Source organism: Rhizobium sophoriradicis (assembly GCF_025200795.1).
Lineage (GTDB): Bacteria > Pseudomonadota > Alphaproteobacteria > Rhizobiales > Rhizobiaceae > Rhizobium > Rhizobium sophoriradicis.
On record NZ_CP104152.1, the window covers coordinates 4,237,959 to 4,261,736 of the forward strand.

Genomic DNA, 23,778 nt, shown 5'->3' on the forward strand with positions numbered 1-23,778 from the left:
GTCTGAGCGCGTGTCGTTTGGCTGGTGATGCTTACGCTAAGACAGATTGAGGTCATACGCGCCATCATGGTGACCGGCAGCATCGCAGGCGCTGCGCGGTTGCTGAACGTTTCGGCGCCCGGCCTCAGCCGCCTCATGAAATATACGGAAGATTCCCTCGGTATCCGGCTCTTCGACCGGCGCGCCGGCCGCTTTGTGCCCACATCCCAGGCGCGCAATATTTTCGACCTGCTCGATACCGTGCATCGTAAGATCGACGATCTCCAATCGGCCGTAGCCGGGCTTGGGCGGGGACAGAGCCAGGAGCTTCGCATCGCGTCCGTGCCGAGCATCGCCAACGTGATGGTACCCCGGGCCATCGCCAAGCTGCGGCAGCGCTTTCCGGATCTCGGGCTCGATGTCAACATTCTCAAGATCGAGGAGGCGATCGATTACCTGCTCCTCGGACGCGGCGAACTGGTCGCGATCTCGTCCCGTTTCGATCATCCCCTTATTGAATTCGAGCCTCTGGCGAGCGGCAGGCTGTTGTGCATCGTCCCGGAGACGAGCCCGCTGGCGGCCCGGGACAAGATCACGCCCCAGGAAATGTCCGGCTATCCGTTGATCGGGATCGACCCCAAGGACCCGTACGGCGCGATCATGGCGGCCATGTTCACCAATAGCGGCATCGCCTATCAGATGAACATCAAGGCTCGTTTCGGCACGACGGTTTGCAGCCTGGTGGCGGCGGGTCTGGGGATCGCGATCATCGACGAGTTCACCGTGGCGCATGGCGTCGTTCGCGGATTAAAAGGTATCGAAATCGACGCCGACAGCGTTTTCCATACCTACATCGCCTATCGCCGGGATTTGCCTCTCTCCGCCTATGCCGAGCACTTTCGGCAGCTTCTTCGCCATGAAATGCAGAGCGCGAGTTCGCTGAGGCCCGCCGATAGAGCGTCAACGCGGAAGAAATAGCATTTTCGGTCGCCGGCAGAGCTTGCGGCCCGATCCCACGATCTCGGGCTCACTCGGCACACGATTTGATCATTAACATGATGTTACGGAAGCCTGCGAAAATGATACTCGATATAGCGGTCTTTCATCGCTACGCTTCTGTGGAGATTTGACACAGGTCGAGCGCTATATCGGCCGCACAAACCAAGTGCGGCAGGATGTTCCGGCTCCCTGGCTAGGAAACGGACGGCAGATGGCGGGAATTATTCCTTCTGGAAATACGAGGCTCTTCATAGTCGTGGGCGACCCCATCGCGCAGGTGCGCTCGCCGGATGTCATCACGCGGCTTTTGACCGATCGGAAGGAAGACGCCGTCGTCGTGCCGATGCATGTGGCTTCTGCTGATCTGCCCACCGTTTTTGACGCGCTGCGGGCGGTTTCCAATATCGGCGGAATCCTCGTCACCGTTCCGCACAAGCAAGCGGCATTCGGCCTCTGCGCGACGACCTCGGATCGCGCCAGCTTCGTCGAGGCGGTCAATGTCGTGCGCCGGACGGGCGACGGCTGGCATGGCGACAATACCGACGGGCTCGGATATCTGGACGGAATGGAGAAGGAAGGTTTTTCCGTCGACGGCCGCAGATGCCTGCTGGTGGGGTGTGGAGGCGCGGGTTCGGCGATCGCCCTCGAAATCATGAGGCGCGGAGCGGGAATGCTTGCGATCCACGATATCGACACCGAGCGGCGCGATGCTATTATTGAAAAGCTCGAAAGGCTTTATCCAAGGCGCGTCGTCTCCGGAGATGCGAATCCGGCAGGCTATGATCTCGTTGCCAACGCCACCCCGCTCGGAATGCGGCCGGATGATCCTTTGCCGATCGACGCATCCAAACTGGAAGCCCGGCAATTCGTTGCTTGCGTCATCACCAAGCCGGAAGTTCCGCCGCTCATCCAGGAGGCACGCCGGCGTGGGTGCCGGACGATGACGGGCGTTGGGATGTTTGACGCGCAAGCTCTTGTCCTTGTGGACTTTCTGTTGATGCGACCGCCTGAACCGGAAGTGTGCTTGAAAAGCGGCTAGCTTTCGTCTCCTGCTGATGGGAGGCCGGGGCGCTTTAGGAGACGGCGCCGCAAAAGCCGGTCTTATTTTTACTGGGAGGACAGTATGTACCTGAAAAATCTGCTTACAATATCAACTGCCGTCTTTGTCGGATTGGGTGTCGCTCATGCCGAAGACACAGTCAAGCTCGGCATGGTGGCCGAGCTTTCCGGCGCCGGCGCCCCCGCAGGAACCAATTGGCGCGACGGAATCAAGATCGCGGTCGAGGAAATCAACGCCGAAGGCGGGATTCTCGGCAAGAAAATCGAACTTGGCGAATATGACACGCAGACCGATCCGCAGGTTTCGCGCGCCCTTGTCCAGAAGGCGATCGATGAAGGCGCCTATGCGATCCTCGGCACGATTTATTCCGGCTCGACGATGGTCAATATGCTGGTCGCGCAACAGAACGGCACGCCGCAATTCGTCGGTTCGGAATCTCCGAGCATCGTTCAGAAGGGAAACCCTTTCGTTTTCCGGACGTCGTCCGGTTCCCAAAAAGGCATTCCCGCGCTGACCAGCTACTTCACCGGGACGATCAAGGCCAAGAAGGTCGCCGTCGCCTGGGTAAATAACGAGTTCGGCAAGGGAGGCCATGACGTCTTCACCCAGGAAATGAAGAAGGCCGGAATCGAGATTGTCGCCGACGTGCCGTCCGAGCAAGGCCAAGCCGACTATGCCGCCGATATCGCCAAGCTGAAGCAGGCCGGCCCCGATGCCGTTTTCGTCTATATGAATCAGGAGGAGTCCGCTCGCTTCCTCATTGAGGCTAAGAAGCAATCTCTGCCCATGCCGCTGGTCGGCGAAGTCACCCTGACCGAAGCCAAGGTGGTTGAACTGGCAGGCAGCGCCGCGGATGGCGCCATCGCCCATGTCGGCCTGACCGCGAGTGCGACGGACGTACCGGGCATCGGCGCCTTCGACAAGAAGTTCGAGGAGACCTTCAAGCGCAAGCCCACGCATGACGCCATCAAGGGTTATATCGGCGCCTGGACGACGAAATACGTCACGGAGATGGTCGGCGAGCTCGATGGAGAGGCCTTCGCCGAAAAGATGCACGGACTGTGCCTGAAGGCCGCGGACTACCCGAAGATCCTTCTCGACACATGCTGGGACGAACACGGCGAAATGTCGCGTCCGAGCTTCATGGTCCAGGTGAAGAATGGCTCGCCGGTCGTGATCGGAACTGTTCCGGCCAACTGATCATCCCCTGCTCTGCCGCGGCCGCTTCGGCTGCCGCGGCCATCGAGAGAGTGGCACAATGTCTCAATTCCTACAGGTCCTACTGTCCGGTCTGGCGACCGGTTCCATCTACGCGCTCGTCGCCATCGGTTTCACCCTCGTCTGGCAGGCGGCGCAGACGGTGAATTTTGCCCAGGGCGAGTTCGTCATGCTGCCGGCATTTTTCGTGCTTGCCTGCATGAGCATTCTCGGCATGCCCTTCTGGGCTGCGCTGCTGGCCGGGCTCATACTGTCGGTCGTCATTCTTGGCGTTCTCTTCAAGAAGCTCATGGTCGAGCCGATCCTTCCCCATGGCGGGATCACTTTGATCATCGCGACCATGGCGCTCGGAATTCTCCTGAAGGAGAGCGTCAAGGAATTCTATTCGGCCGAAGCTCAGCCTTTTCCCGCGATGTTTCCGAATGATCCGATCGACGTCTTTGGCGCTGTCCTTTCGATGCAGGACATCCTCAATCTCGTGCTTTGCCTCGGCATCGTCGTGCTGCTGACCTTGTTCCTGAACCGCACCCGCACCGGGCGCTGCATGCAGGCCACCGCGCAAAATCCGGCAGTCGCGGAAATCCTCGGCGTCAACGTCAAGCGGATGATCCTCTACACGTTCCTGATCAACGCAGCGCTTGCCGCCCTTGCATCCTATCTGATCACGCCCGTTTATCTCGCCAAGTTCTCCAACGGCGAAACACTCGGACTGATCGCTTTCATCGCGGCAATCGTCGGCGGTTTCAACCAGATCCGCGGCGCGTTGGTCGGCGGCCTGCTGATCGGCGTTCTCGACAACCTGACCGCTGCCTACGTCACGGCCCAGTATCGCGCGGCGCTTCCCCTGGTGCTCCTGATCGTCATCATCCTCGTCAGGCCGCAGGGCATCATGGGAACGTCCGAAGGGAGGACCGTCTGATGGCGAAGAGTTCCACTATACGTATTCTGGTCATTCTTGGGCTGCTCGCACTCGCTGTCGCCGCCCCCATCGGTCAAAAGAACTACATCATTTACATCTTGACCTCCTGGCTGATCTTTACGATCGCGGCCATGGGACTGAACCTGACGCTGGGCTATGCCGGCCAGATATCGCTGGCGCAGGCCTCGTTCATGGCGATCGGCGCCTATATTACCGCGCTGCTGACGCTCGCAGGCTGGCATTGGATTGTGGCCATGCCCCTGGCGCTGCTTGCATGCTTCGTCGTCGGCCTGCTCCTCGGCTATCCGGCGCTGCGTGTCAAAGGTCACTTCCTCGCCTTTGTGACCTTGGCCTTCAACACGCTCGTCTTTCTCGTGCTGAGAAACGAAGATTGGCTGACGGGCGGAAGCATCGGCCTCGTCGGCATGCCGCGTCCCGACTTCGGCCTGTTCTCGACGATGAAGCAATTGCCTTTTTATTATTTCACACTTGCCGTCACGGCATTTGCGGCGCTTGCGATGTGGGGGATCGTCCGGTCGCCTTGGGGCCGCGCCTTCAAGGCTCTGCGCGAAAACCCGATCCGCGCCGAAAGTCTCGGCGTCGATACGCGGCGCATCACCCTTCTCGCCTTTGCCATCGGCTCGACATATGGCGGACTTGCCGGCACCTTGATCACGCCTCTCGTCCAATTCATCGAGCCCGGATCCTTCGCGCTCGCCCATTCCCTTCGCATCCTGCTGATGGTGATCGTCGGTGGCGCCGGGTACTTCTTCGGACCGTGGGTCGGCGCCGGCGTCGTCATTCTGCTGCCAGAGATCCTGCGCTTCACCGAAGGATATTATCTCATCATCTATTCGGCGCTGGTCATCGTCATGCTGATCTTCGTGCCGTCGGGGCTGATTGGTGTCGGCGCCAGGATCCGTGACAAAATCTGGCCGAAGCAACAGGTCCGCGCAGACATGGCGGAAGGAGCCAGCCTGAAATGAACACGCCCATCCTCTCCGTTCGCAATATTGGCAAGAGCTTCGGCGGAATCCGCGCCGTCGACGGCGTTTCCTTCGAGGTCAACAAAGGCGAGATCCTCGGCCTGATCGGCCCCAACGGATCGGGTAAGTCGACGCTCTTCAACTGCATCCTCGGCCAGTTGACCCCGGATGCGGGCGAGGTGACGGTCAACGGCAAAAATGTCTCCGGCATGCGCGCCTCCGATTTGAACAAGCTCGGCGTCGGGCGAACCTTTCAGCAGCTTTCGGTTTTTCCGAAAATGTCGGTGCTCGACAACATCATTCTTGCCGGGCAGGAGCATCACGGCACGATGCTGGCACGTCTCTTCGGCCCCGGCGACGCCGGCTTGACGGCCGAAGCGGAGCGCATGATCGCCTTCTTTCGCCTCAGCCATCTGCGCGACACACTGGCGGGTTCGCTCTCCTACGGCCAGCAAAAGCTGGTCGATGCGGCGATGGCCTTCATGGCCGGCCCGAGTCTCGTTTTGCTCGACGAGCCGGCGGGCGGCGTCAACCTGACGATGCTCGCCAACCTCAAGGACCGGCTTGTCGCCTACAATGCCGAGCACGGCACGACGTTCGTCGTTATCGAACACAACATGGAGTTCGTGATGAGCCTGTGCTCCCGCATCATTGTTCTGGCGGAAGGCAACATCATCGCGGAAGGCACACCGGACCAAATCCGGTCGAACCAGACCGTCATCGACGCCTATCTTGGAGGTTGACAATGCTCGAGCTCAAAAAAATCCAAGGCGGTTACGGCAAGATCACCATCTTGAACGGCGTGTCCTTTTCGATCCCGAAAGCTTCGATCACCACCGTCATCGGGCCGAATGGCGCCGGCAAGTCGACCGTCTTCAAGGCCATCTTCGGCCTGCTGAACATCCATTCCGGTCAAATCTTGCTCGATGGCCAGGATGTGACCCGGCAAACACCGCGGCAGATGATCGGGCATGGCGTCACCTATGTTCCGCAAGGCCGCAACGTCGTTCCGCAACTCTCCGTCTATCACAATCTGGAACTCGGCGGCATCACCGCAGGCGACCAGGCGAATGTGCGCAAGCGAATCGACATGGTGATGGACCAGTTCCCGATGCTGCGCAAATTCTCCGACCGCAAGGCGATCGAACTGTCGGGCGGGCAACAGAAGCAGCTGGAGGTGGCGCGCGCCCTGCTGCTTGACCCGAAGCTGATCCTGATCGACGAGCCTTCGATCGGCCTGTCACCCAATCTCGTGCAGGAGGTTTTTCAGACCCTGATCAGACTGCGCGACCAAGGTGTCACCATCCTGATGGTGGAGCAGAATGCCAAGGCGGCGCTCGCCATGTCCGATTACGGCCTCGTTCTCGAGCTCGGTCAGACGCGCATGCACGACAAGGCTTCGGCTTTGCTTTCCGATCCTCGCGTCGGGCAGCTCTTCCTCGGCGGCCATATCGAGGCCGAGCATGCGCATTGACGCGCTCGACTGCGCCCCTGCCAAGACTGTCCGGCAGGGGCGGCGCATCAAGTGGCAGCACGGCGCTACGGTTCGCTGGCATTGCGTTAGGCAGGCAAGTTTTAAATTGGTGCGCCCTTCGGGAGAGCGACAGCGAGCCATCTTTCGCCGGTAGAGAGGCGAGCTGAGCCATTCGCCGGCCGGATGCTGGCGCTCGAACCCGGCCTTCGAGGCAGACCGGAATTTCTCACCGCCTTATAGGCAAGGCAAGGAGCAGACCGATGAAAACTTCGATTGCGACGGTGTCGATCAGCGGAGAGCTCCCCGAGAAGCTGGATGCGATCGCTAAAGCCGGCTTCGATGGCGTGGAAATCTTCGAGAATGATTTTCTGGCTTTCGACGGCAGGCCGACGGATGTCGGCAGGATGGTGCGCGACCGCGGGCTTGAAATCACGCTGTTCCAACCATTCCGCGATTTCGAGGGCATGCCCGAGCCGTTGCGCAGTCGCGCCTTCGATCGCGCCGAACGAAAGTTCGATGTGATGCAGGAACTGGGCACAGAGCTCATCCTGGTTTGCTCGAACGCCTCGTCCGCCTCGCGCGGCGGCATTGATCGGGCGGCGGCGGATTTTCACGCGCTCGGTGAACGGGCTGCCAAGCGCGGCTTGAAGATCGGTTATGAGGCGCTCGCCTGGGGGCGGCATATCAATGACCATCGCGATGCATGGGAAATCGTGCGCAGGGCCGATCATCCGAATGTCGGTCTGATCCTCGACAGTTTCCATACCCTGTCACGAAAGATCGACATCAACTCGATCCGTTCGATCCCGAAAGACAAGATCTTTATCGTCCAGCTTGCCGATGCTCCGCTGATCGACATGGACCTTCTCTACTGGAGCCGGCATTTCCGCAACATGCCGGGTGAAGGCGACCTTCCGGTAGCGGAGTTTGCCGCTGCCGTCGCCGAGACCGGCTATGACGGTTATTTTTCGCTCGAAATATTCAACGATCAGTTCCGCGGAGGGTCATCCCGCCTGATTGCCGCCGATGGCCACCGCTCGCTGATTTATCTGGGCGATCAGGTGCGGCGTATGCCGAATACTCGGAGCTTTTCGGCCAAGGCGATGCCCGATCGAGCGATCGTCAAAGGAATAGGCTTCGTGGAGTTCTCCGCCGATGAAGAGGAAGCGACCGAACTCGTCGGCATCCTGCGGACCCTGGGCTTCCGGAAGGAGGCCGTTCATCGAACCAAAAATGTCACTCTCTATCGCCAGGGAGACATCCGTCTTATCGTCAATGCCGACGGCGGTGGCTTTGCCGGTGCGTCCTTCGTCGTGCACGGGACCACGGCCTATGCCATCGCGCTGATGGTCGACGATGCCGGCAAAGCCTTCGAGAGAGCCATGGCGCTGGACGCCGAGCCTTTCAAGCAAGCCGTCGGCGCCGGCGAGGTCGAAATTCCGGCAATCCGGGGTGTGGGCGGTGGGCTAATATACCTGATAGACGACAAGGGTGATCTCGGCCGTTTTTCGGAGATCGACTTCCTGCCGGTCGAAGACGATGCGCAGATTGCTCCCGCTCATCTCTTGCATGTCGACCATATAGCCCAGACGGTCGCCTACGACGAAATGCCCACTTGGCTGCTGTTCTACGCCTCGATCTTCGAAGCGCGGAAGACGCCCGTGTTCGACATCATCGATCCCGCCGGCGTGGTGCGCAGCCAGGTGTTGGAAAATGCGTCCGGTTCGCTACGGATCACGCTGAACGGCGCGGAGAACCGGCGCACGCTCGCGGGGCACTTCATTGCCGAAACATTCGGCTCGGGCGTGCAGCATCTGGCTTTCCACACCGACGATATTTTCGCGACAGCGGCCAGCTTGCGGCAGAACGGCTTCAAGCCGCTGAGCATTTCCCCGAATTATTACGATGACGCGGAGGCCAGGTTCGGTTTGGAGGCGGCGCTGAGCGACCGGTTGAGGGCGGAAAACATCCTGTACGACCGGGACGAGTTCGGCGAATATTTCCAGCTCTACAGCCCCACATTCGGCGAAGGCTTCTTCTTCGAGATCGTCGAACGCCGAGGGTATAAGGGTTATGGCGCCGCCAACGCGATCTTCCGGATAGCCGCCTTGAAAAAGCATCTGCGGCCGGAGGGCATGCCCAAGAGTTGAAGCAGCGTCGCATCTTCTCCTCAGGATCCGCGACCGGTCGTCCGATGTCCAACCGATTGTGCGCAGCTCAAAACAACGGCAGCCGGTCGTCCTGGATAAGAATCTCCAGCTTGTCCGAGACATCCTGCGTCCAAGCCCGGTTTCCGGTCAGAGCGGTCGGGAACAGTCCAGGCAGGGTGAAGAGAGCCGCCGAAAGCGCAAGGCCCGTGCGCGGGACACCGGCGATGAGAGCGGCGATTTCCGCGGCCCGGGGATCGCGCAGCTCGTAGCGCTCGCCATTGCCGTGTTCGCCGATCGCATAGCGCATCCAGGCTGCCACGGCGATGGCATAGGTCTCCGCCCTGTCGCCATTGGCCAGCGCCTCGCATGCCGGTTCCAGCAGCCGCTGCGGCAGTTTCTGGGTGCCGTCCATGGCGATCTGGTAGGTGCGATGCGCGATCGCCTTGTTTGCAAAGCGCGCTATCAATTCATTGGCGTAGTTATCGAGATCGATGCCGGGCACCGGATCGAGCGTCCGCGCCGCCGCATGCATATGGCGGTAGGCCAGGGCTGCCAGGGCGGTATCGTCCATCACATCACGGATTAATTCATAGCCGCCGATATAACCGAGATAGGCGAGCAGCGAATGCGCGCCGTTCAGCATCCGGAGCTTCATCTTCTCATAGGCCGAGACGTCTTCGACCATCAGCGCGCCGCGCACTTTTTCCCAGGCTGGGCGGCCATTGGCGAAATGGTCCTCGATCACCCATTGCGTAAAGGGCTCGGTCTCGATCGCCGCCATATCGGTGCGGCCGGTCAGCCGTTCGGCATCGGCATAGGTCGCCTCGGTGCTGGCCGGCGTGATGCGGTCGACCATCGTCGACGGGAAGGGCACGTTCGCCTCTATCCAGCGATGCAGATCGGCATCGATGCGGGAGGTGAATTCGAGCACCAGGCGCTTCAGCACGGCGCCGTTGCTCGGCAGGTTGTCGCAGCTGAGCGGCGTAAACGGGGCGATCCCCTTCTGCCGGCGGCGCGCAAGACCTTCGACGAGATAGCCGATGACGCCGCGCGGTGCATGCCGGTTGGCGAGGTCGGCGACGATATCGGGATGTTTGAGGTCGAGGCCGCCCGTTGCCGGATCGAAGCCATAGGCCTTTTCCGTCACCGTCATGCTGACGATGCGGATAGCAGGATCTTCGAGCCGCGCCAGCAGGCCGGCCGGATCGCGCGGCGCCACATGCGCCTTCAAGATCGAGCCGATCACTTCAGCCGTCGTGCCCGAGGTGTCGCGGATCAATGTCGTGTAGAGCCCGTTCTGGGCGCTCAGATTATCGGCGACATCGGGCGTGCGCAGGCTTGCCACCTCAATGCCCCAGTCGCCGCCTGCAGCGGCGAGCGCGCCATCGGTAAACGGCGCGAAATGCGCGCGGAAGAAGGCGCCGGGGCCTAGATGCAGAATACCGCTTTTCAGCCGGCTGCGGTCATAGGCGGGAAGCTTCGCCGTCGGGGCGAGGCCGGAAAGGGTCTGCAGTCGTTCGGTCACAGCTTGTAGGCCTTCTTCGCGTTGCCATAGGAGAGTTCGCCCGCCACGATTTCGGCTTCCCGCTTGGAAAGCCGGTGTTCGGCGACGAGCCCAGCGAGGAAACGGCAGACTTCGCGGCGCCAGACATCGTGCCGCGCCGGGATCGAAAGCAGCGCTCGCGTATCGTCATTGAAGCCAGCCATATTGGCAAAACCCGCCGTTTCCACCACCTGGTCGAGATAGCGGCGGATGCCGAGCGGGCTGTCGTGGAACCACCACGGCGGGCCGATCATCAGGCAGGGCCAATGGCCGGCCATCGGCGCGAGTTCCCGGGCATAGGTCGTTTCGTCGAGGGTGAAGAGCAGTACGCGCAGCCCCGGCGCATGGCCGTATTTCGACAGCAGCGCATTGAGGCCGCCGACCCAGTCGGTGCGGGTCGGAATATCGGCGCCCATATTCGGGCCACGGGTCGCAAACAGCCCGCTGTCGGTGTTGCGTCGCGAGCCGGCGTGGATCTGCATGACCATGCCGTCCTCGGCCGAAAGCCCCGCCATCTCGGTCATCATCTGGCCGCGGAAGAGCTCCGCATCCTGAGGCGAAAGCGGACCCTTCAGCGCCTTGTCGAGCAGCGCCTGCTTTTCGGCAAGCGGCAGGTCGGCGGTGAAGGCTGTGGGTACGCCGTGATCGGTCGCGGTGGCGCCGAACTGGCGGAAATAGGCGCGGCGGCGCCGATGCGCCTCGATCAGGCCGTCCCAGCGCGTCGCGTCAGCGCCGGTGATCTCTCCGAACTTGACGAGATTGTCGCGGAAACCGACGGCATCGGGATCGGTGACGCTGTCCGGCCGGTAGGTGGTGCGCACTCTGCCGATCCAGCCGTCCGCGGCCATCTTCTGGTGATGTGCCAGCGGGTCGAGCGCGCCCTCGGTCGTCGCGATCGTTTCGATGCCGAATCGCTGATGCAGCGCCCGCGGCCGGAATTCCGGCAGGGCGAGCTGGGCATTGATGTGGTCGTAGAGCGCATCGGCATTGTCAGGTGTCAGCGGCTCGGTGCAGCCGAGCACGGCCGACATGGCGTGGTCGACCCAGAGGCTCGACGGCGTTCCGCGGAAGAGATGGTAATGTCTGGCAAAGGTCTGCCAGATCGCGCGGCCTGCAGCCACCGGCTCGCCGTCGAGCCGCGGCACGCCGAGCGCGTCCAAGGGAACGCCGACGCTGTGCAGCATGCGGAAGAGATAGTGATCGGGAATGACGAGCAGCGAGGCCGCATCTTCGAAAGGCTTGTCGTCGGCGAACCAGGCGGGTTCGGTATGCCCGTGCGGGCTGACGATCGGAAGATTGCGCACCGTCTCGTAGAGGTCTCGCGCAATGGTCCGTGTTGCCGGATCGGCCGGAAAGAGCCGGTCCGGATGAAGAAAGCCGTTTCCTGCATCCATCAGTATTCCTCCCTGATGGATAAGGGCCTACCCCACAACATCAGGCGCGGCAAGGTCTTTTAGTAACCAAACGGTTCAGTTTTGCGCGCGGCTGCGCCGGCCATCGAAAACATTGACGAGATGGCCTATTTCCGCTTTGGGAGAAGCATCTATTCTGCCGGTGTCGGCAAAGGAGGATCGATGTCCGACGAGACGAACCGCATCACCCGGCTAGAGGAAATGCTGGCCTATCAGGCAAAGACGATCGAGGAGCTTTCCGATCAGCTTGCCGGACAATGGAAGATCGTCGAGCAGATGCGCACCAAGCTCGACCGGCTGACCGAACGCTTCCTGTCGCTGGAGGAGCAGTCGCTGGAAGCGCCTGCCGTCACCCGTCCGCCGCATTATTAACGGCACGCGGCGAGAGGCCGCGTGCCCGGTTTTCCCGGCCGGCGGATTAGACGCCGCCGATGCAGAGATATTTCATTTCCAGATAGTCGTCGGCGCCGTGGCGCGAGCCCTCGCGGCCGAGGCCGGATTGCTTGATGCCGCCGAAGGGCGCGGTCTCGGAAGACATGATGCCGGTATTGATGCCGATCATGCCGTATTCCAGCGCTTCCGCCACTCGCCAGACCTTCTTCAGGTCGCCGGCATAGAAATAGGCGGCAAGACCGAATTCCGTATCATTGGCCTCGGCGATCACATCCTCGGCCGTCTCGAAACGGAAGAGCGGCGCCACCGGCCCGAAAGTTTCCTCGCGCGCCACCTTCATGCCGCGCGCAACGCCGGTCAGCACCGTTGGGGCAAAGAAGGTGCCGGCGCCGTCGATGCGCTTGCCGCCGGTCAGCAGCTTGGCGCCCTTGGCAAGCGCGTCGCCGACATGGTCTTCCACCTTGGCAAGACCGTGCTCGTCGATCAGCGGCCCGATCTCGACACCCGCCTGGAAGCCGTCGCCGACCGACATTGCGGCGACCCTGGCGGCAAGCTTGGCCGCAAAGGCGTCATAGACGCCCGACTGAATGTAGAGGCGGTTGGCGCAAACGCAGGTCTGGCCGGCATTGCGGTATTTGGAGGCGATCGCGCCTTCGACGGCGGCGTCGAGATCGGCATCGTCGAAGACGATGAAGGGCGCGTTGCCGCCTAGTTCCAGGCTCACCTTCTTGATCTGGTCGGCGCATTGCCGCATCAGGATGCGGCCGACCTCGGTGGAGCCGGTGAAGCTGATCTTGCGCACCTTGTCATTGCCGCAGAGCTCGCGGCCGATCGCCGGGCCGTCGATGCCGACGATGAGATTGAAGACGCCGGCGGGGATGCCGGCCTGTTCGGCGAGCACGGCAAGGGCGATTGCCGTCAAAGGCGTCTGTTCGGCGGGCTTCGAGACGACCGTGCAGCCGACGGCCAGTGCCGGCGCAATCTTGCGGGCAATCATCGCCGCCGGGAAATTCCACGGCGTGATCGTGCCGACGACGCCGACCGGCTGCTTGATGACGATCATGCGCTTGTCATTCGAAGGCGCGGGGATCGTCTCGCCGTAGATGCGCTTGGCTTCTTCCGCATACCACTCGACATAGGACGCGGCATAAAGGATCTCGCCGCGCGCTTCCGCGAAAGGCTTGCCCATTTCGGCGGTCAGGATCGCGGCGAGTTCGTCGGCATTGGCGACCATCAGGTCGAACCATTTGCGCAGGATGACGCTGCGTTCCTTCGCCGGGCGGGCCGCCCAGGCCGGCTGGGCGGCATAGGCCGCATCGATCGCCGCCCGCGTCTCGGCGGCTCCCATATCGGGCAGCGACGCAAGCAGCTCGCCGGTTGCAGGATTGAGCACGTCGAAGGTCTTGGCGGCATCGCCCGATGTCCAGACGCCGTTGATGTAACCGGCATCGCGCAGGAACGGCGAAGAAAAGGGGACGTGCCTGGTCAGGGCGGTGGTGAAAGCCATGTCAAATCTCCTTGGAAGCGGCTGCCGGTCGCCGGCAGCCGTTGAAACCTGGTACTGTCCCGTCACTTGGGGGAAGTGGCTTCCAGCATCGAAGCCTCGAGAATGTCCAGCGCCTCGGCGAGAACCTCCTCCTGGATAGTGATCGGCGCGAGGAAGCGGATGACGTTGCCGTGGACGCCGCAGGTGAGCAGGATCAGGCCCTTGTCGAGGGCGATCAGCCGCACCCGGTTGGCGAATTCGGCACTCGGCAATCCGGTGGTCAGGTCGTTGAATTCGACGGCATTCATGAAGCCGGGCCCGCGGATATCGGCAATTTCGGGCACGCTCTCGCGCAGCGATTCCAGCCGCTGCTTCAACCGGCCGCCGAGCAGGTTGGCACGGTTGCAGAGATCCTCTTCGGTGATGACGTCGAGCACGGCATGCGCGGCGGCAATGCCGAGCGGGTTGCCGCCATAAGTGCCGCCGAGCCCGCCCGGTCCCGGTGCGTCCATGATTTCGGCGCGGCCGGTAACGGCGGCGAGCGGAAAGCCGCCGGCAAGGCTCTTTGCCATCGTCGTCAGGTCGGCCGCCACCTCGTGATGGTGCATCGCGAACATCCGGCCGGTGCGGGCAAAACCGGTCTGCACCTCGTCGGCGATCAGCAGAATGCCGTGCTGGTCGCAGAGTTCGCGCAGCGCCTTCATGAAGGCGGCGGGTGCGGAATAGAAGCCGCCTTCGCCCTGCACCGGCTCGATGATGATGGCGGCGACGCGCTGCGGATCGACATCGGCGGCAAAGAGCTTCTTCAGCGCCGCCAGCGACTGGTCGGCAGTGACGCCGTGCAGCTCGACCGGGAAGGGAACATGGAAGACGTCGCCCGGCATTGCGCCGAAGCCGACTTTGTAGGGCACCACCTTGCCGGTCAACGCCATGCCCATGAAGGTGCGGCCGTGGAAACCGCCGCCGAAGGCGATGACGGCCGAGCGGCCGGTTGCCGCACGGGCAATCTTGACGGCATTTTCGACCGCCTCGGCACCCGTCGTGACGAAGATCGTCTTTTTCTCGAAGTCACCCGGCAGCAACGCGTTCAACCGTTCGGCAAGGCTGACATAGCTTTCGTAGGGAACAACCTGGTGGCAGGTATGGGTAAAATGGTCGAGCTGATCCTTGACGGCTGCGATGACCTTGGGATGGCGGTGGCCGGTGTTGAGTACGGCGATGCCGGCGGCGAAATCGATATAGCGGCGGCCTTCCTTATCCCAGATTTCAGCATTCTCGGCGCGGTCCGCATAGATCTGGGTGGTCATGCCGACGCCGCGCGAAATCGCGGCGTTCTTCCGGTCCGTAAGGCTTGTCGCGGTCATCGATCCTGCTCCTGTAGCGAAGGGTGAGAAAATTATCTTGCATAAGTTCTGCAAGGCATATCGAAATTCCTACATTTTTCCTGCAAGAAAACAAGGGGCATTTTTTGCTTCAAACATCAGGCGTTTTGATCAATGCTCGCGCGACGAGAATCGGGGAAACTGGCGGATGAACGATAACGGGGCTGTGCGCTACAAGGTGGCGGAGGCCGCGCGGCTGGCGGGCGTTTCCGCCTCGACGCTGCGCCTCTGGGAAAGCCAGGGTCTGGTGGTTCCCGGCCGCTCCGACACCGGTCATCGGCAATATAGCGCCGACGACGTGGCGCGCCTGAAGCGCATCTCCTGGTATCGGGTCGAGCGCGGCCTCAATCCCGCGGCCATCCGCGAGGCGCTGGAAGGTGAAGACCCCTCGGCCGAGGGGGAGGCAAGCCAGGATTCCGGCCTCGGCCGTAGGCTGCGCAGCCTGCGCCATGCCGCCGGCAAGACGCTGGAACAGGTGGCCAGCGATAACGGCATCACCGCTTCGACGCTCTCGACGCTGGAGCGCACCTCGCAGGGCGTCGGCTTCAAGACGCTGCACGATCTCGCCGAATATTACGGCACCACCGTCTCCCGCCTCTCCGGTGAGGAAAGCGGCGAGGTGCCGGTCCTGGTGCGCGCCGGCGAATGGCGCAGCTGGCCGGAAACGACGCCTGGCGTCACCGTGCAGCTGCTGGCGGAAGGCCCCAGGATGATGGATTGCCATCGTTTCGTGCTGGCGCCCGGCGCGGCCAGCGAGGGCGCCTATCGCCACGAGGGCGAGGAATTCATGCATGTCCTGTCCGGCCGGCTCGAGCTGGTGCTCGACGGTGATCAGTTCTTCGAACTCGGTCCGGGCGATTCGCTGTATTTCGAAAGCCGCCGCTACCATTCCTGGCGCAACCGCCACGACGGCGAAACCGTGCTTCTCTGGATCAACACGCCGCCGACATTTTGACCCGCCCGTCGCAGGAAGCGGTTTCGCACCGTGCGCCTTTGCGCTATAGCGACTGCATTATTCCTTAAATCGGAAGCGATTTCAGGTAAAATTATACAGCAATACATAGTGCTGCAGCTTTGCCCGTCTGAAAGGACGCGCGGCGCCGCAGGAGACGCATTCGAACGAAAGATTGTCTCATGGCCGCCACCATACGTTATCACGAAGGCGATATATCGGCGGCCGATGCCGCCCGCTACACCGGCGCGGTAGCTATCGACACCGAAACGCTCGGCCTGGTGCCGCGCCGCGATCGGCTCTGCGTCGTCCAGCTTTCGCCGGGTAACGGCACCGCCGACGTCATCCGTATCGCCGCCGGCCAGAAAGAGGCGCCCAACCTGGTCGCCCTGCTCGAAGATCCGACCCATCAGAAAATCTTTCACTATGGCCGCTTCGATATTGCCGTGCTCTTCCACACTTTCGGCGTCACGACGACCCCGGTCTTCTGCACCAAGATCGCCTCGCGCCTGATCCGGACCTACACCGATCGCCATGGTTTGAAGGACAATCTCAAGGAGATGCTCGACATCGACATCTCCAAGACGCAGCAATCTTCCGACTGGGCGGCCGAAACACTGTCTCCGGCCCAGCTCGAATATGCCGCTTCCGACGTGCTTTACCTGCATGCTTTGCGCGACAAGCTGACCGCGCGCCTGATCCGCGACGGCCGCTTCGACCATGCCACCGCCTGCTTCGAATTCCTGCCGACCCGCGCCAAGCTCGACCTGCTCGGCTGGGAAGAGGCCGATATCTTCGCCCATAGCTGAGCGAACCGCCCGACGGCATTGCCGACCAGCACGCGAAGGCCGGCACCAGCCCGTGCGTGGCCTCGCGACCGCTGCACACTTCCGGACGAGCTGCATTAGCGTTTCGTTAAGGTCTCTTTACTAAAATTCTCGTTAATATTTATGCATTCGATGACGCGGAATTGCGTCATGCGGATAGGAGGATCTGCTGGGATGCAGAGGGATCGGATGAGCACGGTCCTTTAATAGAGCCTGCTTTCATCGTCACTTTGCGAAAGGAGCATGCCATGTTGACTCCCGTTCGTGCAGCGTCCAATGCAAGCTTTTCATCTCAAGGCCAGACTGCGGCGGTCGTCGCCGGCGGCCTAGGCCGTTCTGTAATTGCGCCCGCGCCCGTCAACCCTGTTGAAGCCGCCGACCTGAATTCCGCCATTGCCGGCAAGCTCAATATCCTGCTTCTTGCCGCGCGCGAGCGCATGGTTGAAGCCCTTCTCGATATTATCAATGCGGCAGGCCGCTCGATCTCCCTGGACCGCGACGACGACGAGACCAATCTTGCTTTCGCCTCGCGGCTCGCTGACACCATCCGGCAGCTGCCGGCTGCCAAAATCAATGAGATCGAACGCCAGCTCGCGGGAGAAGGCCATAACCTCCCGCTCAGGATGGTCGCCGAGGCCTTGAAAAATCCGACAGGTCCGGAAGCAGCCCGGATCGTCGCTTATCTCGAAATCGTCCGGTACAAGGACCGCGATCTCGCCGCCCGCGCCGTGGTGCGTTCCTATGGCCAGAACGACGCTTCGCCGATGCGCACCGACGTCCGCCCTGAAATCCAGCTGCATGAGGGCGGCCTGGCAACCGCCATGCGCCAGCCGGCAGAAAAGGCACCCGCGCCGGCTGATGCCCATGTCGGGGCCGAAGCACTCATGACGGACGAGAAGACGATCGCCGCCGAAGCCTTGGACGCTGCCGATCCGGAAACGCCGCGGCCTGATCACCGGACTCAGTCCGCGGCGGCGGCTGCAAGGGCGGTCGCGCCCGAAAAATCTGCGCCGCAGGAAATCGAAGCCGAGCAAGCCTTGCCGGCCGAAGCCACAGCGGCGGACGACGTGCCGGAAACGCCGGAGGCGCCTGCCATCCAGCCTAGCGCCATGCTGGAAAAAGCCGATCCCGTTATTCCCAGGAACTGGACGGGAATTGTCGCTTCGATGACCGAAGAGGTCTCCGAGATGATCGTCACCATCATCCGCGAGCAGGACGTCGAAGCCGTTCTGGAGGATGGACCGGTCGAAGCGGCCGTGGAGATCGATACGATCCTCGATGAGGCCGTCATCAGCGATGCCACCGAAACCTTGACCAGGCAGCCGGCGGAACTCGCAGCACCCGATGCGCGCCCGTCCGCAGCGCCGCGCTCTTCGCCGGTGGAAACGGAGATCCTGGCTGCCCGCCAGCCGAAAGAGACTGCCGCGCCACCGCCAATGATGCCGATAGCCGAGACGGCCGAGGCTGCCTATGTACCACTCGCGGCAAGGATGCCGGAGGGATTTGCCTATACGCAGCTGCCCTATCAGTTTGCCAAGGATGTCCCGTCGAACGAGAAGGCCGGTGAAACCAGCCACCAAAATCCGCATCATCACGATGAGGCGCCGCCGGATCAGCAGCAAGAGGATGAGCAACAGGCGCAGTCCGGCGGCGGGGATGCCGCGGCCGATGCCGAAGCGGCCGATGCGGCGCCCGAGCGCAGGGCGCCGAGGATGATCGATGCCGAGCCGACGCCGTATCAGTCAGGCGCGGCCGCCGACCCTGTTTATGCGCTCTATCAGCGTATGGTCGGCTGGGAATAAATGACCTGAAAATAAAGAACCCGCCGGATCGCTCCGGCGGGTTCTTCAATTCAAATGCGGATGCGAGGCTTATTCGCCGCCGCGGTTCTTGAGCGCTGCGCCCAGGATGTCGCCGAGCGAAGCGCCGCTGTCGGACGAACCGAACTGAGCAACGGCTTCCTTCTCTTCCGCAATCTCCAGAGCCTTGATGGACAGCATGATCTTGCGGTCCTTCTTGGAGAAGTTGGTGACGCGGGCATCGAAGACCTGGCCGACCGAGAAGCGCTCGGGGCGCTGTTCGTCGCGGTCGCGGGCGAGGTCGGCGCGGCGGATGAAGGAAGTGATGTCCTCGTGGTTGACGAGCTTCACTTCGACACCGCCGTCGTTGACCGCGATGACTTCGCAGGAAACGACTGCATTCTTGCGCAGGTCGCCCGATGCAGCGGCGTCGCCGACCGCATCCTTGCCGAGCTGCTTGATGCCGAGCGAGATGCGTTCCTTCTCGACATCGACGTCGAGAACGACGGCCTTGACGACGTCACCCTTGTTGAATTCCTCGATGACCTGTTCGCCCGGACGGTTCCAGTCGAGGTCGGAGAGGTGCACCATGCCGTCGACATCGCCGTCGAGACCGATGAACAGGCCGAATTCGGTCTTGTTCTTGACTTCGCCTTCGACTTCAGTGCCGGCCGGATGGCTGCGGGCGAATGCTGCCCACGGGTTTTCCAGCGTCTGCTTGAGGCCGAGCGAGATACGGCGCTTGGACGGATCGACTTCGAGAACGACGACTTCGACTTCCTGGCTGGTCGACAGGATCTTGCCGGGGTGAACGTTCTTCTTGGTCCAGGACATTTCCGAAATGTGGATCAGGCCTTCGATGCCCGGCTCCAGCTCGACGAACGCACCGTAGTCGGTGATGTTGGTGACGGTACCGGAAATCTTCTTGCCTTCCGGATACTTCGCCTGGATGCCATCCCACGGATCGCTCTCGAGCTGCTTCATGCCGAGCGAGATGCGGTGGGTTTCCTGGTTGATGCGGATGATCTGAACCTTGACCTGCTGGCCGATGTTCAGGATTTCCGACGGATGGTTCACACGGCGCCATGCCATGTCGGTGACGTGCAGCAGGCCGTCGATGCCGCCGAGGTCAACGAACGCACCGTAATCGGTGATGTTCTTGACGACGCCGTCAACGACCTGGCCCTCTTCGAGGTTCTGAACGATTTCAGAACGCTGCTCGGCACGGGATTCTTCCAGAACCGTACGGCGCGAAACCACGATGTTGCCGCGACGCTTGTCCATCTTGAGGATTTCGAAGGGCTGCGGGTTGTGCATCAGCGGCGTGACGTCGCGGATCGGACGAATGTCGACCTGCGAACGCGGCAGGAAGGCGATCGCACCGTCGAGGTCGACCGTGAAGCCGCCCTTGACCTGGTTGAAGATCACGCCTTCGACGCGCTCGCCGGCTTCGAACTTGGCTTCGAGCTTGACCCAGCTCTCTTCGCGGCGAGCCTTCTCGCGCGACAGAACGGCTTCGCCGAGCGCGTTTTCGATACGCTCGACATAGACTTCGACTTCATCGCCAACCTTGAGCTGGCCATCCTTGGCGCGTGCGCCGAATTCCTTGAGCGCGATGCGGCCTTCAACCTTGAGGCCGACGTCGACAACGGCGACGTCCTTCTCGATGCCCGTCACGATGCCCTTGGTGACATAGCCTTCGGCCAGGTCGTTCTTGGCAAAGGACTCTTCGAGAAGAGCCGCGAAATCCTCGCGGGAGGGAGTAGCTACTGACATAAAATCTCCTGCGTGTCCCGAACATGGAATCGGACACGTGCGCGCCGGTTGGTTTGCGTTGAACGGGCCTGAACCCAGTCCGCCCTCTCTCACGAAGGCAATCCGGCGCTTGGACGGAATTTCAGGCTGCATAAAAGCGATCCATGCGTCTCAGCATGCAAAATCGCTTGAATTTAGGCATTTCGGTTCAAGACTGCATCGATGATCGATTGCGCAGCTTGAAACGCGGCCTCTATACTCATTTCCGACGTATCAAGCAAGTGCGCATCATCAGCTGGTTTCAAGGGGCTGTCGGCCCGTCCCATGTCGCGTTCGTCGCGCCGCTTGACGTCCTCGAAAATCGCATCGAAATCCGCCGTCGCACCCTTGCCGACAATCTCGTCATAACGGCGTCTCGCGCGCACCTGCGGCGACGCCGTCACATATAATTTTACCGGCGCATCCGGGCAGACGACCGTGCCGATATCGCGCCCGTCGAGCACCGTGCCGGGCGCCTTTTCCGAGAACCGCCGCTGCGCCTCGACGAGCGCCCGGCGCACCGCCGGCATGACGGCGATCTTCGAGGCGGCTTCGCCGATCTCGTGTTGCGAAAGTATATCGCGATCGAGCCCGCCAAGTTCAACCTCCAGCGCCATCTTCTCCGCCACCGCCTCGTCGTCGAGCGGCAGACCGGCGTCGAGCAGCGCCTTGGCGGTGGCGCGGTAGGTCAGGCCGGTGTCGAGATGGTGGAAGCCGTATTGCTCGGCGATGCGGCGCGAAAGCGTGCCCTTGCCGGCCGCCGCCGGGCCGTCGATGGCGATGGTAAAAGTCTTGGTCGTCATGGGATCAATCCTGGAGCAGGCGCTTACGGGCCTCGATGCGGCGCCACACGTGGCATAATGCTTTGTATAAGGCGCAGCATTTCCTTCGCAAGCCCGCCCTTTCCGGCGACCGTCTCCGCCTGCTTCCGCAGCCTCCGCGCCTCGTTGCGAGAGGGACGCCGGCCGGGTATCCGCCGGCGCCGGAAATACCCGGCACTGCGATCATAAAGTTTGGCTTTGACATGGGAAGCCGCAGCGATTAAGGGGACCGGCTTATAAATTCCGATGGAACGCCGGCTTGAACGGCATTTTGCCGAATCGCGGATTCGGCCATTCTCACGAGGCTTATAGTGGCGAAAGCGGAACTTGGAACCAAGCGCACCGATCCGGAAACCGGCAAGAAGTTCTACGACCTGAACCGGGATCCGATCGTTTCTCCTTATACCGGCAAGTCCTACCCCCTGTCCTTCTTCGAGGAAACCTCGGCGATCGCCGACGTCGCCGAGGAAGACGAGGTTGCGGAAGTCGATACCGAAAACACCGAAGTCGAACTGGTTTCGCTTGAGGATGCCGATGACGCCGCCGGCGGCGACGACATCCCGGATATGGGCGACGACGATGTCGAAATCGAAGGCGATGACGACGACGATACCTTCCTCACACCCGACGAAGACGATGACGATGACGACATGAGCGACATCATCGGCGTGACCGGCGACGAAGACGAAGTCTGATCAGACAAATGCCGGCCCGGATTACAAAAAAATTCCGGGTCGGATTTTTTAGGCTTGCCATCTGCGAAAACCGCAAGTAAGAAGCCGCCACCCCAGAGGGAACGCCTCTGGAGTATCCCAGGACCGGCCACGCCGGACCACCTTTGATGGGGCTATAGCTCAGCTGGGAGAGCGCTTGCATGGCATGCAAGAGGTCAGCGGTTCGATCCCGCTTAGCTCCACCACGCTTCGCCCTTACGGGCTTCGCGTGGCGCAGCCGCGAGAAACCGTTAGCCCGAAGCAGTGCCCGGCATAGCCCGAAGGGCGACGACGGGCTGAAACGCTGATGTGGTATGTCTATATTATACCGGCTCTACCGCAGATTTGAAGCAGCGCCTTGCGGCACACAATGCCGGCAAATCCACCCACACCGCCAAATTCGCGCCTTGGAATTTGCTCTGGTATTGCGCCTTTCCAGACAAGTACAAAGCGCTTGAATTCGAATCCTATCTGAAATCGCATTCCGGTAGAGCTTTTGCCAGCAAGAGATTGGTCCAGCCGAATCTGGATCCAAGTCGCCTCGATACCTGAAGGCCGATTACGAATAAGTGTCGGTGCGTGCGCGAAAACTATTCAGCTGGATCACGTGATATGCGCGAGGCATTTACAAAGCAACGACTCTAGCCGCGCCCTCAACACCGCCAGGCCGCCCCCACAGCCCACCGGCGCCTCGCTTAAGTCTCGAGGATAACCGCCGTCAGCCGCTTCACCACCAGCAGCACGGGAAAGGTGATCGCCCAGGACAGCGCCCATGCGGACGGCCACATGGCAAACGCAGTTGCAGTCGGGCCTTGTGATTTGAGGAAACTGATCGCCGACACGACTGACGTCATCAGCAGCGAGAGGGTGAGCGGCATGACGACGGCATTGTAGCGTTTGGGGAGTTTGCCTTTGGGCATTTTTGTCTCCGTAACATACCGATCAGAACAACGCGCAGCGCCGATCGGCGGGTTGCGCGTTGATTGGCGTAAACGCTTACGGAGCTTCGGTCTGAAGCGACGCCGTTTTATGGCGTATCGCGCTGCTCAAGCCGTTCCAACCACTTTTTGCCAATTCCTCAATAAAGAGGATCTATCCTCGTTGCCGGAAATTCAGCGATTCGGCTCCAGGACCCTCGCCCAATGACCAGAGCAAGACGCCGCCGTATCATTCGTACACGACGCACCCTGACCGGACTTGCGCTCGTCGGCTCGATATCGTTTCTGGCCGGCATGACGGATGCGACCGGTCTGCTGCTGACCGGCGATTTCGTCTCCTTTATGACCGGCAATACGACACGGGCGGCGCTGGCTTTGAGCGAGGGCAATCTTTATCACGCGGCGGTGCTGATCTCCGCCATCGGCGTTTTCGTGCTCGGCAACGCGGCCGGCATCGTCATCGCCCATGTCTCGCACCGCCGGATTTTCGTGGTGCTCGGCTGCGTCGGCCTTGTCCTGGCGCTCGCTTCGATGACGACGGGGCAGAGTTTGATGCTGGCGCGCTTCTTCATGATCGTCTGTTCCATGGGCATGGTGAATGCCGCCGTCGAACATATCGAGGGCCTGCCGATCGGGCTGACTTATGTCACCGGCGCGCTGTCGCGTTTCGGCCGCGGCATCGGCCGCTGGATCATCGGCGATCGTCGGATTGAATGGACGATCCAGATCGTGCCCTGGGGCGGCATGGTGCTCGGCGCGATCGCCGGCGCCGTCCTGACGCGGCTGACCGGTGCGCATGCCTTGTGGCTGGTCTCGATCTTTGCCATGGCGCTGGCGCTTGCCGCCATGTTCATTCCCCGGCCGCTTCAGCGGCGCTTCAACCAGAAGATCGCGCCGCACAACCGGGCCGCTGTGCGCGGCAAATAGAAGCGT

Annotated in this window: 22 protein-coding genes and 1 tRNA gene; 16 read left to right on the top strand and 7 right to left on the bottom strand. The window is 61.6% G+C overall.

Annotation, left to right across the window (positions count from 1 at the left end):
* Positions 1-27 precede the first annotated feature (27 nt).
* From N2597_RS20660 to N2597_RS20695, 8 genes are all read left to right on the top strand, one after another.
* Positions 28-957, top strand: coding sequence for a LysR family transcriptional regulator (locus N2597_RS20660; protein ID WP_086155839.1), 930 nt, complete (start codon positions 28-30; stop codon positions 955-957).
* A gap of 277 nt (positions 958-1,234) precedes the next feature.
* A complete protein-coding gene (locus N2597_RS20665; protein ID WP_341356209.1) occupies positions 1,235-2,017 on the top strand; it encodes a shikimate dehydrogenase family protein in 783 nt (260 codons plus the stop codon).
* A gap of 84 nt (positions 2,018-2,101) precedes the next feature.
* Positions 2,102-3,238, top strand: a complete 1,137-nt coding sequence (locus N2597_RS20670) for an ABC transporter substrate-binding protein (RefSeq protein ID WP_183598645.1) — start codon at positions 2,102-2,104, stop codon at positions 3,236-3,238.
* Positions 3,239-3,296: 58 nt separating this feature from the next.
* The gene (locus tag N2597_RS20675; RefSeq protein WP_039617155.1) at positions 3,297-4,175 is read left to right on the top strand and encodes a branched-chain amino acid ABC transporter permease; all 879 of its coding nucleotides are present in this window, start codon (positions 3,297-3,299) and stop codon (positions 4,173-4,175) included.
* Positions 4,175-5,161, top strand: coding sequence for a branched-chain amino acid ABC transporter permease (locus N2597_RS20680; protein ID WP_086155842.1), 987 nt, complete (start codon positions 4,175-4,177; stop codon positions 5,159-5,161). The genes N2597_RS20675 and N2597_RS20680 overlap by 1 nt, the downstream gene beginning before the upstream one ends.
* Complete coding sequence (locus tag N2597_RS20685) at positions 5,158-5,904, top strand: ABC transporter ATP-binding protein (RefSeq protein WP_086155843.1); 747 nt, start codon at positions 5,158-5,160, stop codon at positions 5,902-5,904. The genes N2597_RS20680 and N2597_RS20685 overlap by 4 nt, the downstream gene beginning before the upstream one ends.
* 2 nt (positions 5,905-5,906) lie before the next feature.
* Positions 5,907-6,635, top strand: coding sequence for an ABC transporter ATP-binding protein (locus tag N2597_RS20690; protein ID WP_038686009.1), 729 nt, complete (start codon positions 5,907-5,909; stop codon positions 6,633-6,635).
* Between the two features lie 260 nt (positions 6,636-6,895).
* Positions 6,896-8,785 (top strand): bifunctional sugar phosphate isomerase/epimerase/4-hydroxyphenylpyruvate dioxygenase family protein, encoded by a 1,890-nt coding sequence (locus tag N2597_RS20695; protein ID WP_183598647.1) that lies wholly within the window; start codon positions 6,896-6,898, stop codon positions 8,783-8,785.
* A 67-nt stretch (positions 8,786-8,852) separates the two neighbouring features.
* Here N2597_RS20695 and N2597_RS20700 read toward each other — a convergent pair whose 3' ends face one another.
* Positions 8,853-10,310, bottom strand: a complete 1,458-nt coding sequence (locus N2597_RS20700) for a mannitol dehydrogenase family protein (protein WP_086155845.1) — start codon at positions 10,308-10,310, stop codon at positions 8,853-8,855.
* Positions 10,307-11,722 carry a glucuronate isomerase gene (uxaC, locus tag N2597_RS20705; RefSeq protein WP_038686015.1) on the bottom strand — a complete coding sequence of 472 codons (1,416 nt, stop codon included), beginning with the start codon at positions 11,720-11,722 and terminating at the stop codon, positions 10,307-10,309. Before uxaC ends, N2597_RS20700 begins: the two co-directional genes overlap by 4 nt.
* A 180-nt stretch (positions 11,723-11,902) precedes the next feature.
* On the opposite strand from uxaC, the gene N2597_RS20710 reads away from it, so the two are divergent.
* Complete coding sequence (locus N2597_RS20710; protein WP_086156407.1) at positions 11,903-12,112, top strand: SlyX family protein; 210 nt, start codon at positions 11,903-11,905, stop codon at positions 12,110-12,112.
* A 46-nt stretch (positions 12,113-12,158) separates the two neighbouring features.
* On the opposite strand, the gene N2597_RS20715 is transcribed toward N2597_RS20710, so the two are convergent.
* Complete coding sequence (locus N2597_RS20715) at positions 12,159-13,640, bottom strand: NAD-dependent succinate-semialdehyde dehydrogenase (RefSeq protein ID WP_086155846.1); 1,482 nt, start codon at positions 13,638-13,640, stop codon at positions 12,159-12,161.
* Positions 13,641-13,702: 62 nt separating this feature from the next.
* Complete coding sequence (locus N2597_RS20720) at positions 13,703-14,983, bottom strand: 4-aminobutyrate--2-oxoglutarate transaminase (protein WP_183598649.1); 1,281 nt, start codon at positions 14,981-14,983, stop codon at positions 13,703-13,705.
* Between the two features lie 166 nt (positions 14,984-15,149).
* On the opposite strand from N2597_RS20720, the gene N2597_RS20725 reads away from it, so the two are divergent.
* From N2597_RS20725 to N2597_RS20735, 3 genes are all read left to right on the top strand, one after another.
* Positions 15,150-15,956, top strand: a complete 807-nt coding sequence (locus tag N2597_RS20725; protein ID WP_086155848.1) for a MerR family transcriptional regulator — start codon at positions 15,150-15,152, stop codon at positions 15,954-15,956.
* Between the two features lie 179 nt (positions 15,957-16,135).
* Positions 16,136-16,762, top strand: coding sequence for a ribonuclease D (locus tag N2597_RS20730; protein WP_086155849.1), 627 nt, complete (start codon positions 16,136-16,138; stop codon positions 16,760-16,762).
* A gap of 266 nt (positions 16,763-17,028) precedes the next feature.
* Entirely contained in the window at positions 17,029-18,582 is a 1,554-nt protein-coding gene (locus N2597_RS20735; RefSeq protein ID WP_086155850.1) for a hypothetical protein, read from the top strand.
* Between the two features lie 69 nt (positions 18,583-18,651).
* Here the strand turns inward: N2597_RS20735 and rpsA are convergent, their stop codons facing one another.
* Together rpsA and cmk are read right to left on the bottom strand one after the other, a co-directional pair.
* A complete protein-coding gene (gene rpsA, locus N2597_RS20740) occupies positions 18,652-20,355 on the bottom strand; it encodes a 30S ribosomal protein S1 (protein ID WP_003571265.1) in 1,704 nt (567 codons plus the stop codon).
* Between the two features lie 173 nt (positions 20,356-20,528).
* Positions 20,529-21,176 (bottom strand): (d)CMP kinase, encoded by a 648-nt coding sequence (cmk, locus tag N2597_RS20745; protein ID WP_086155851.1) that lies wholly within the window; start codon positions 21,174-21,176, stop codon positions 20,529-20,531.
* A 329-nt stretch (positions 21,177-21,505) separates the two neighbouring features.
* Between cmk and N2597_RS20750 the strand changes: the two genes are divergently transcribed.
* The 3 genes from N2597_RS20750 to N2597_RS20760 all read left to right on the top strand — a co-directional run bounded on the left by N2597_RS20750 (position 21,506) and on the right by N2597_RS20760 (position 22,459).
* A complete protein-coding gene (locus N2597_RS20750) occupies positions 21,506-21,889 on the top strand; it encodes a TIGR02300 family protein (RefSeq protein WP_038686030.1) in 384 nt (127 codons plus the stop codon).
* 148 nt (positions 21,890-22,037) lie between these two features.
* Positions 22,038-22,113, top strand: a tRNA-Ala gene (locus N2597_RS20755).
* A gap of 103 nt (positions 22,114-22,216) precedes the next feature.
* The gene (locus N2597_RS20760; RefSeq protein WP_086155852.1) at positions 22,217-22,459 is read left to right on the top strand and encodes a GIY-YIG nuclease family protein; all 243 of its coding nucleotides are present in this window, start codon (positions 22,217-22,219) and stop codon (positions 22,457-22,459) included.
* 143 nt (positions 22,460-22,602) lie between these two features.
* Here the strand turns inward: N2597_RS20760 and N2597_RS20765 are convergent, their stop codons facing one another.
* On the bottom strand, positions 22,603-22,827 hold the full coding sequence (locus N2597_RS20765; protein ID WP_077995088.1) for a DUF2798 domain-containing protein: 225 nt from the start codon (positions 22,825-22,827) through the stop codon (positions 22,603-22,605).
* A gap of 222 nt (positions 22,828-23,049) precedes the next feature.
* Between N2597_RS20765 and N2597_RS20770 the strand changes: the two genes are divergently transcribed.
* Positions 23,050-23,772: a YoaK family protein gene (locus N2597_RS20770; RefSeq protein WP_077995087.1), complete on the top strand. Its 723-nt coding sequence runs from the start codon at positions 23,050-23,052 to the stop codon at positions 23,770-23,772.
* Positions 23,773-23,778: the final 6 nt, after the last annotated feature.

What these genes read in the sequence shown, in the direction of transcription:
- N2597_RS20675 (WP_039617155.1), top strand. Translation starts at nt 3,297, where the DNA reads ATGTCTCAATTCCTACAGGTCCTACTGTCCGGTCTGGCGACCGGTTCC.
- N2597_RS20680 (WP_086155842.1), top strand. Translation starts at nt 4,175, where the DNA reads ATGGCGAAGAGTTCCACTATACGTATTCTGGTCATTCTTGGGCTGCTC.
- N2597_RS20695 (WP_183598647.1), top strand. Translation starts at nt 6,896, where the DNA reads ATGAAAACTTCGATTGCGACGGTGTCGATCAGCGGAGAGCTCCCCGAG.
- N2597_RS20720 (WP_183598649.1), bottom strand. Translation starts at nt 14,983, where the DNA reads ATGACCGCGACAAGCCTTACGGACCGGAAGAACGCCGCGATTTCGCGC.
- N2597_RS20730 (WP_086155849.1), top strand. Translation starts at nt 16,136, where the DNA reads ATGGCCGCCACCATACGTTATCACGAAGGCGATATATCGGCGGCCGAT.
- rpsA (WP_003571265.1), bottom strand. Translation starts at nt 20,355, where the DNA reads ATGTCAGTAGCTACTCCCTCCCGCGAGGATTTCGCGGCTCTTCTCGAA.
- uxaC (WP_038686015.1), bottom strand. Translation starts at nt 11,722, where the DNA reads ATGGATGCAGGAAACGGCTTTCTTCATCCGGACCGGCTCTTTCCGGCC.
- N2597_RS20670 (WP_183598645.1), top strand. Translation starts at nt 2,102, where the DNA reads ATGTACCTGAAAAATCTGCTTACAATATCAACTGCCGTCTTTGTCGGA.
- N2597_RS20765 (WP_077995088.1), bottom strand. Translation starts at nt 22,827, where the DNA reads ATGCCCAAAGGCAAACTCCCCAAACGCTACAATGCCGTCGTCATGCCG.
- N2597_RS20660 (WP_086155839.1), top strand. Translation starts at nt 28, where the DNA reads ATGCTTACGCTAAGACAGATTGAGGTCATACGCGCCATCATGGTGACC.
- N2597_RS20710 (WP_086156407.1), top strand. Translation starts at nt 11,903, where the DNA reads ATGTCCGACGAGACGAACCGCATCACCCGGCTAGAGGAAATGCTGGCC.
- N2597_RS20715 (WP_086155846.1), bottom strand. Translation starts at nt 13,640, where the DNA reads ATGGCTTTCACCACCGCCCTGACCAGGCACGTCCCCTTTTCTTCGCCG.
- N2597_RS20690 (WP_038686009.1), top strand. Translation starts at nt 5,907, where the DNA reads ATGCTCGAGCTCAAAAAAATCCAAGGCGGTTACGGCAAGATCACCATC.
- N2597_RS20735 (WP_086155850.1), top strand. Translation starts at nt 17,029, where the DNA reads ATGTTGACTCCCGTTCGTGCAGCGTCCAATGCAAGCTTTTCATCTCAA.
- cmk (WP_086155851.1), bottom strand. Translation starts at nt 21,176, where the DNA reads ATGACGACCAAGACTTTTACCATCGCCATCGACGGCCCGGCGGCGGCC.
- N2597_RS20770 (WP_077995087.1), top strand. Translation starts at nt 23,050, where the DNA reads ATGACCAGAGCAAGACGCCGCCGTATCATTCGTACACGACGCACCCTG.
- N2597_RS20725 (WP_086155848.1), top strand. Translation starts at nt 15,150, where the DNA reads ATGAACGATAACGGGGCTGTGCGCTACAAGGTGGCGGAGGCCGCGCGG.
- N2597_RS20685 (WP_086155843.1), top strand. Translation starts at nt 5,158, where the DNA reads ATGAACACGCCCATCCTCTCCGTTCGCAATATTGGCAAGAGCTTCGGC.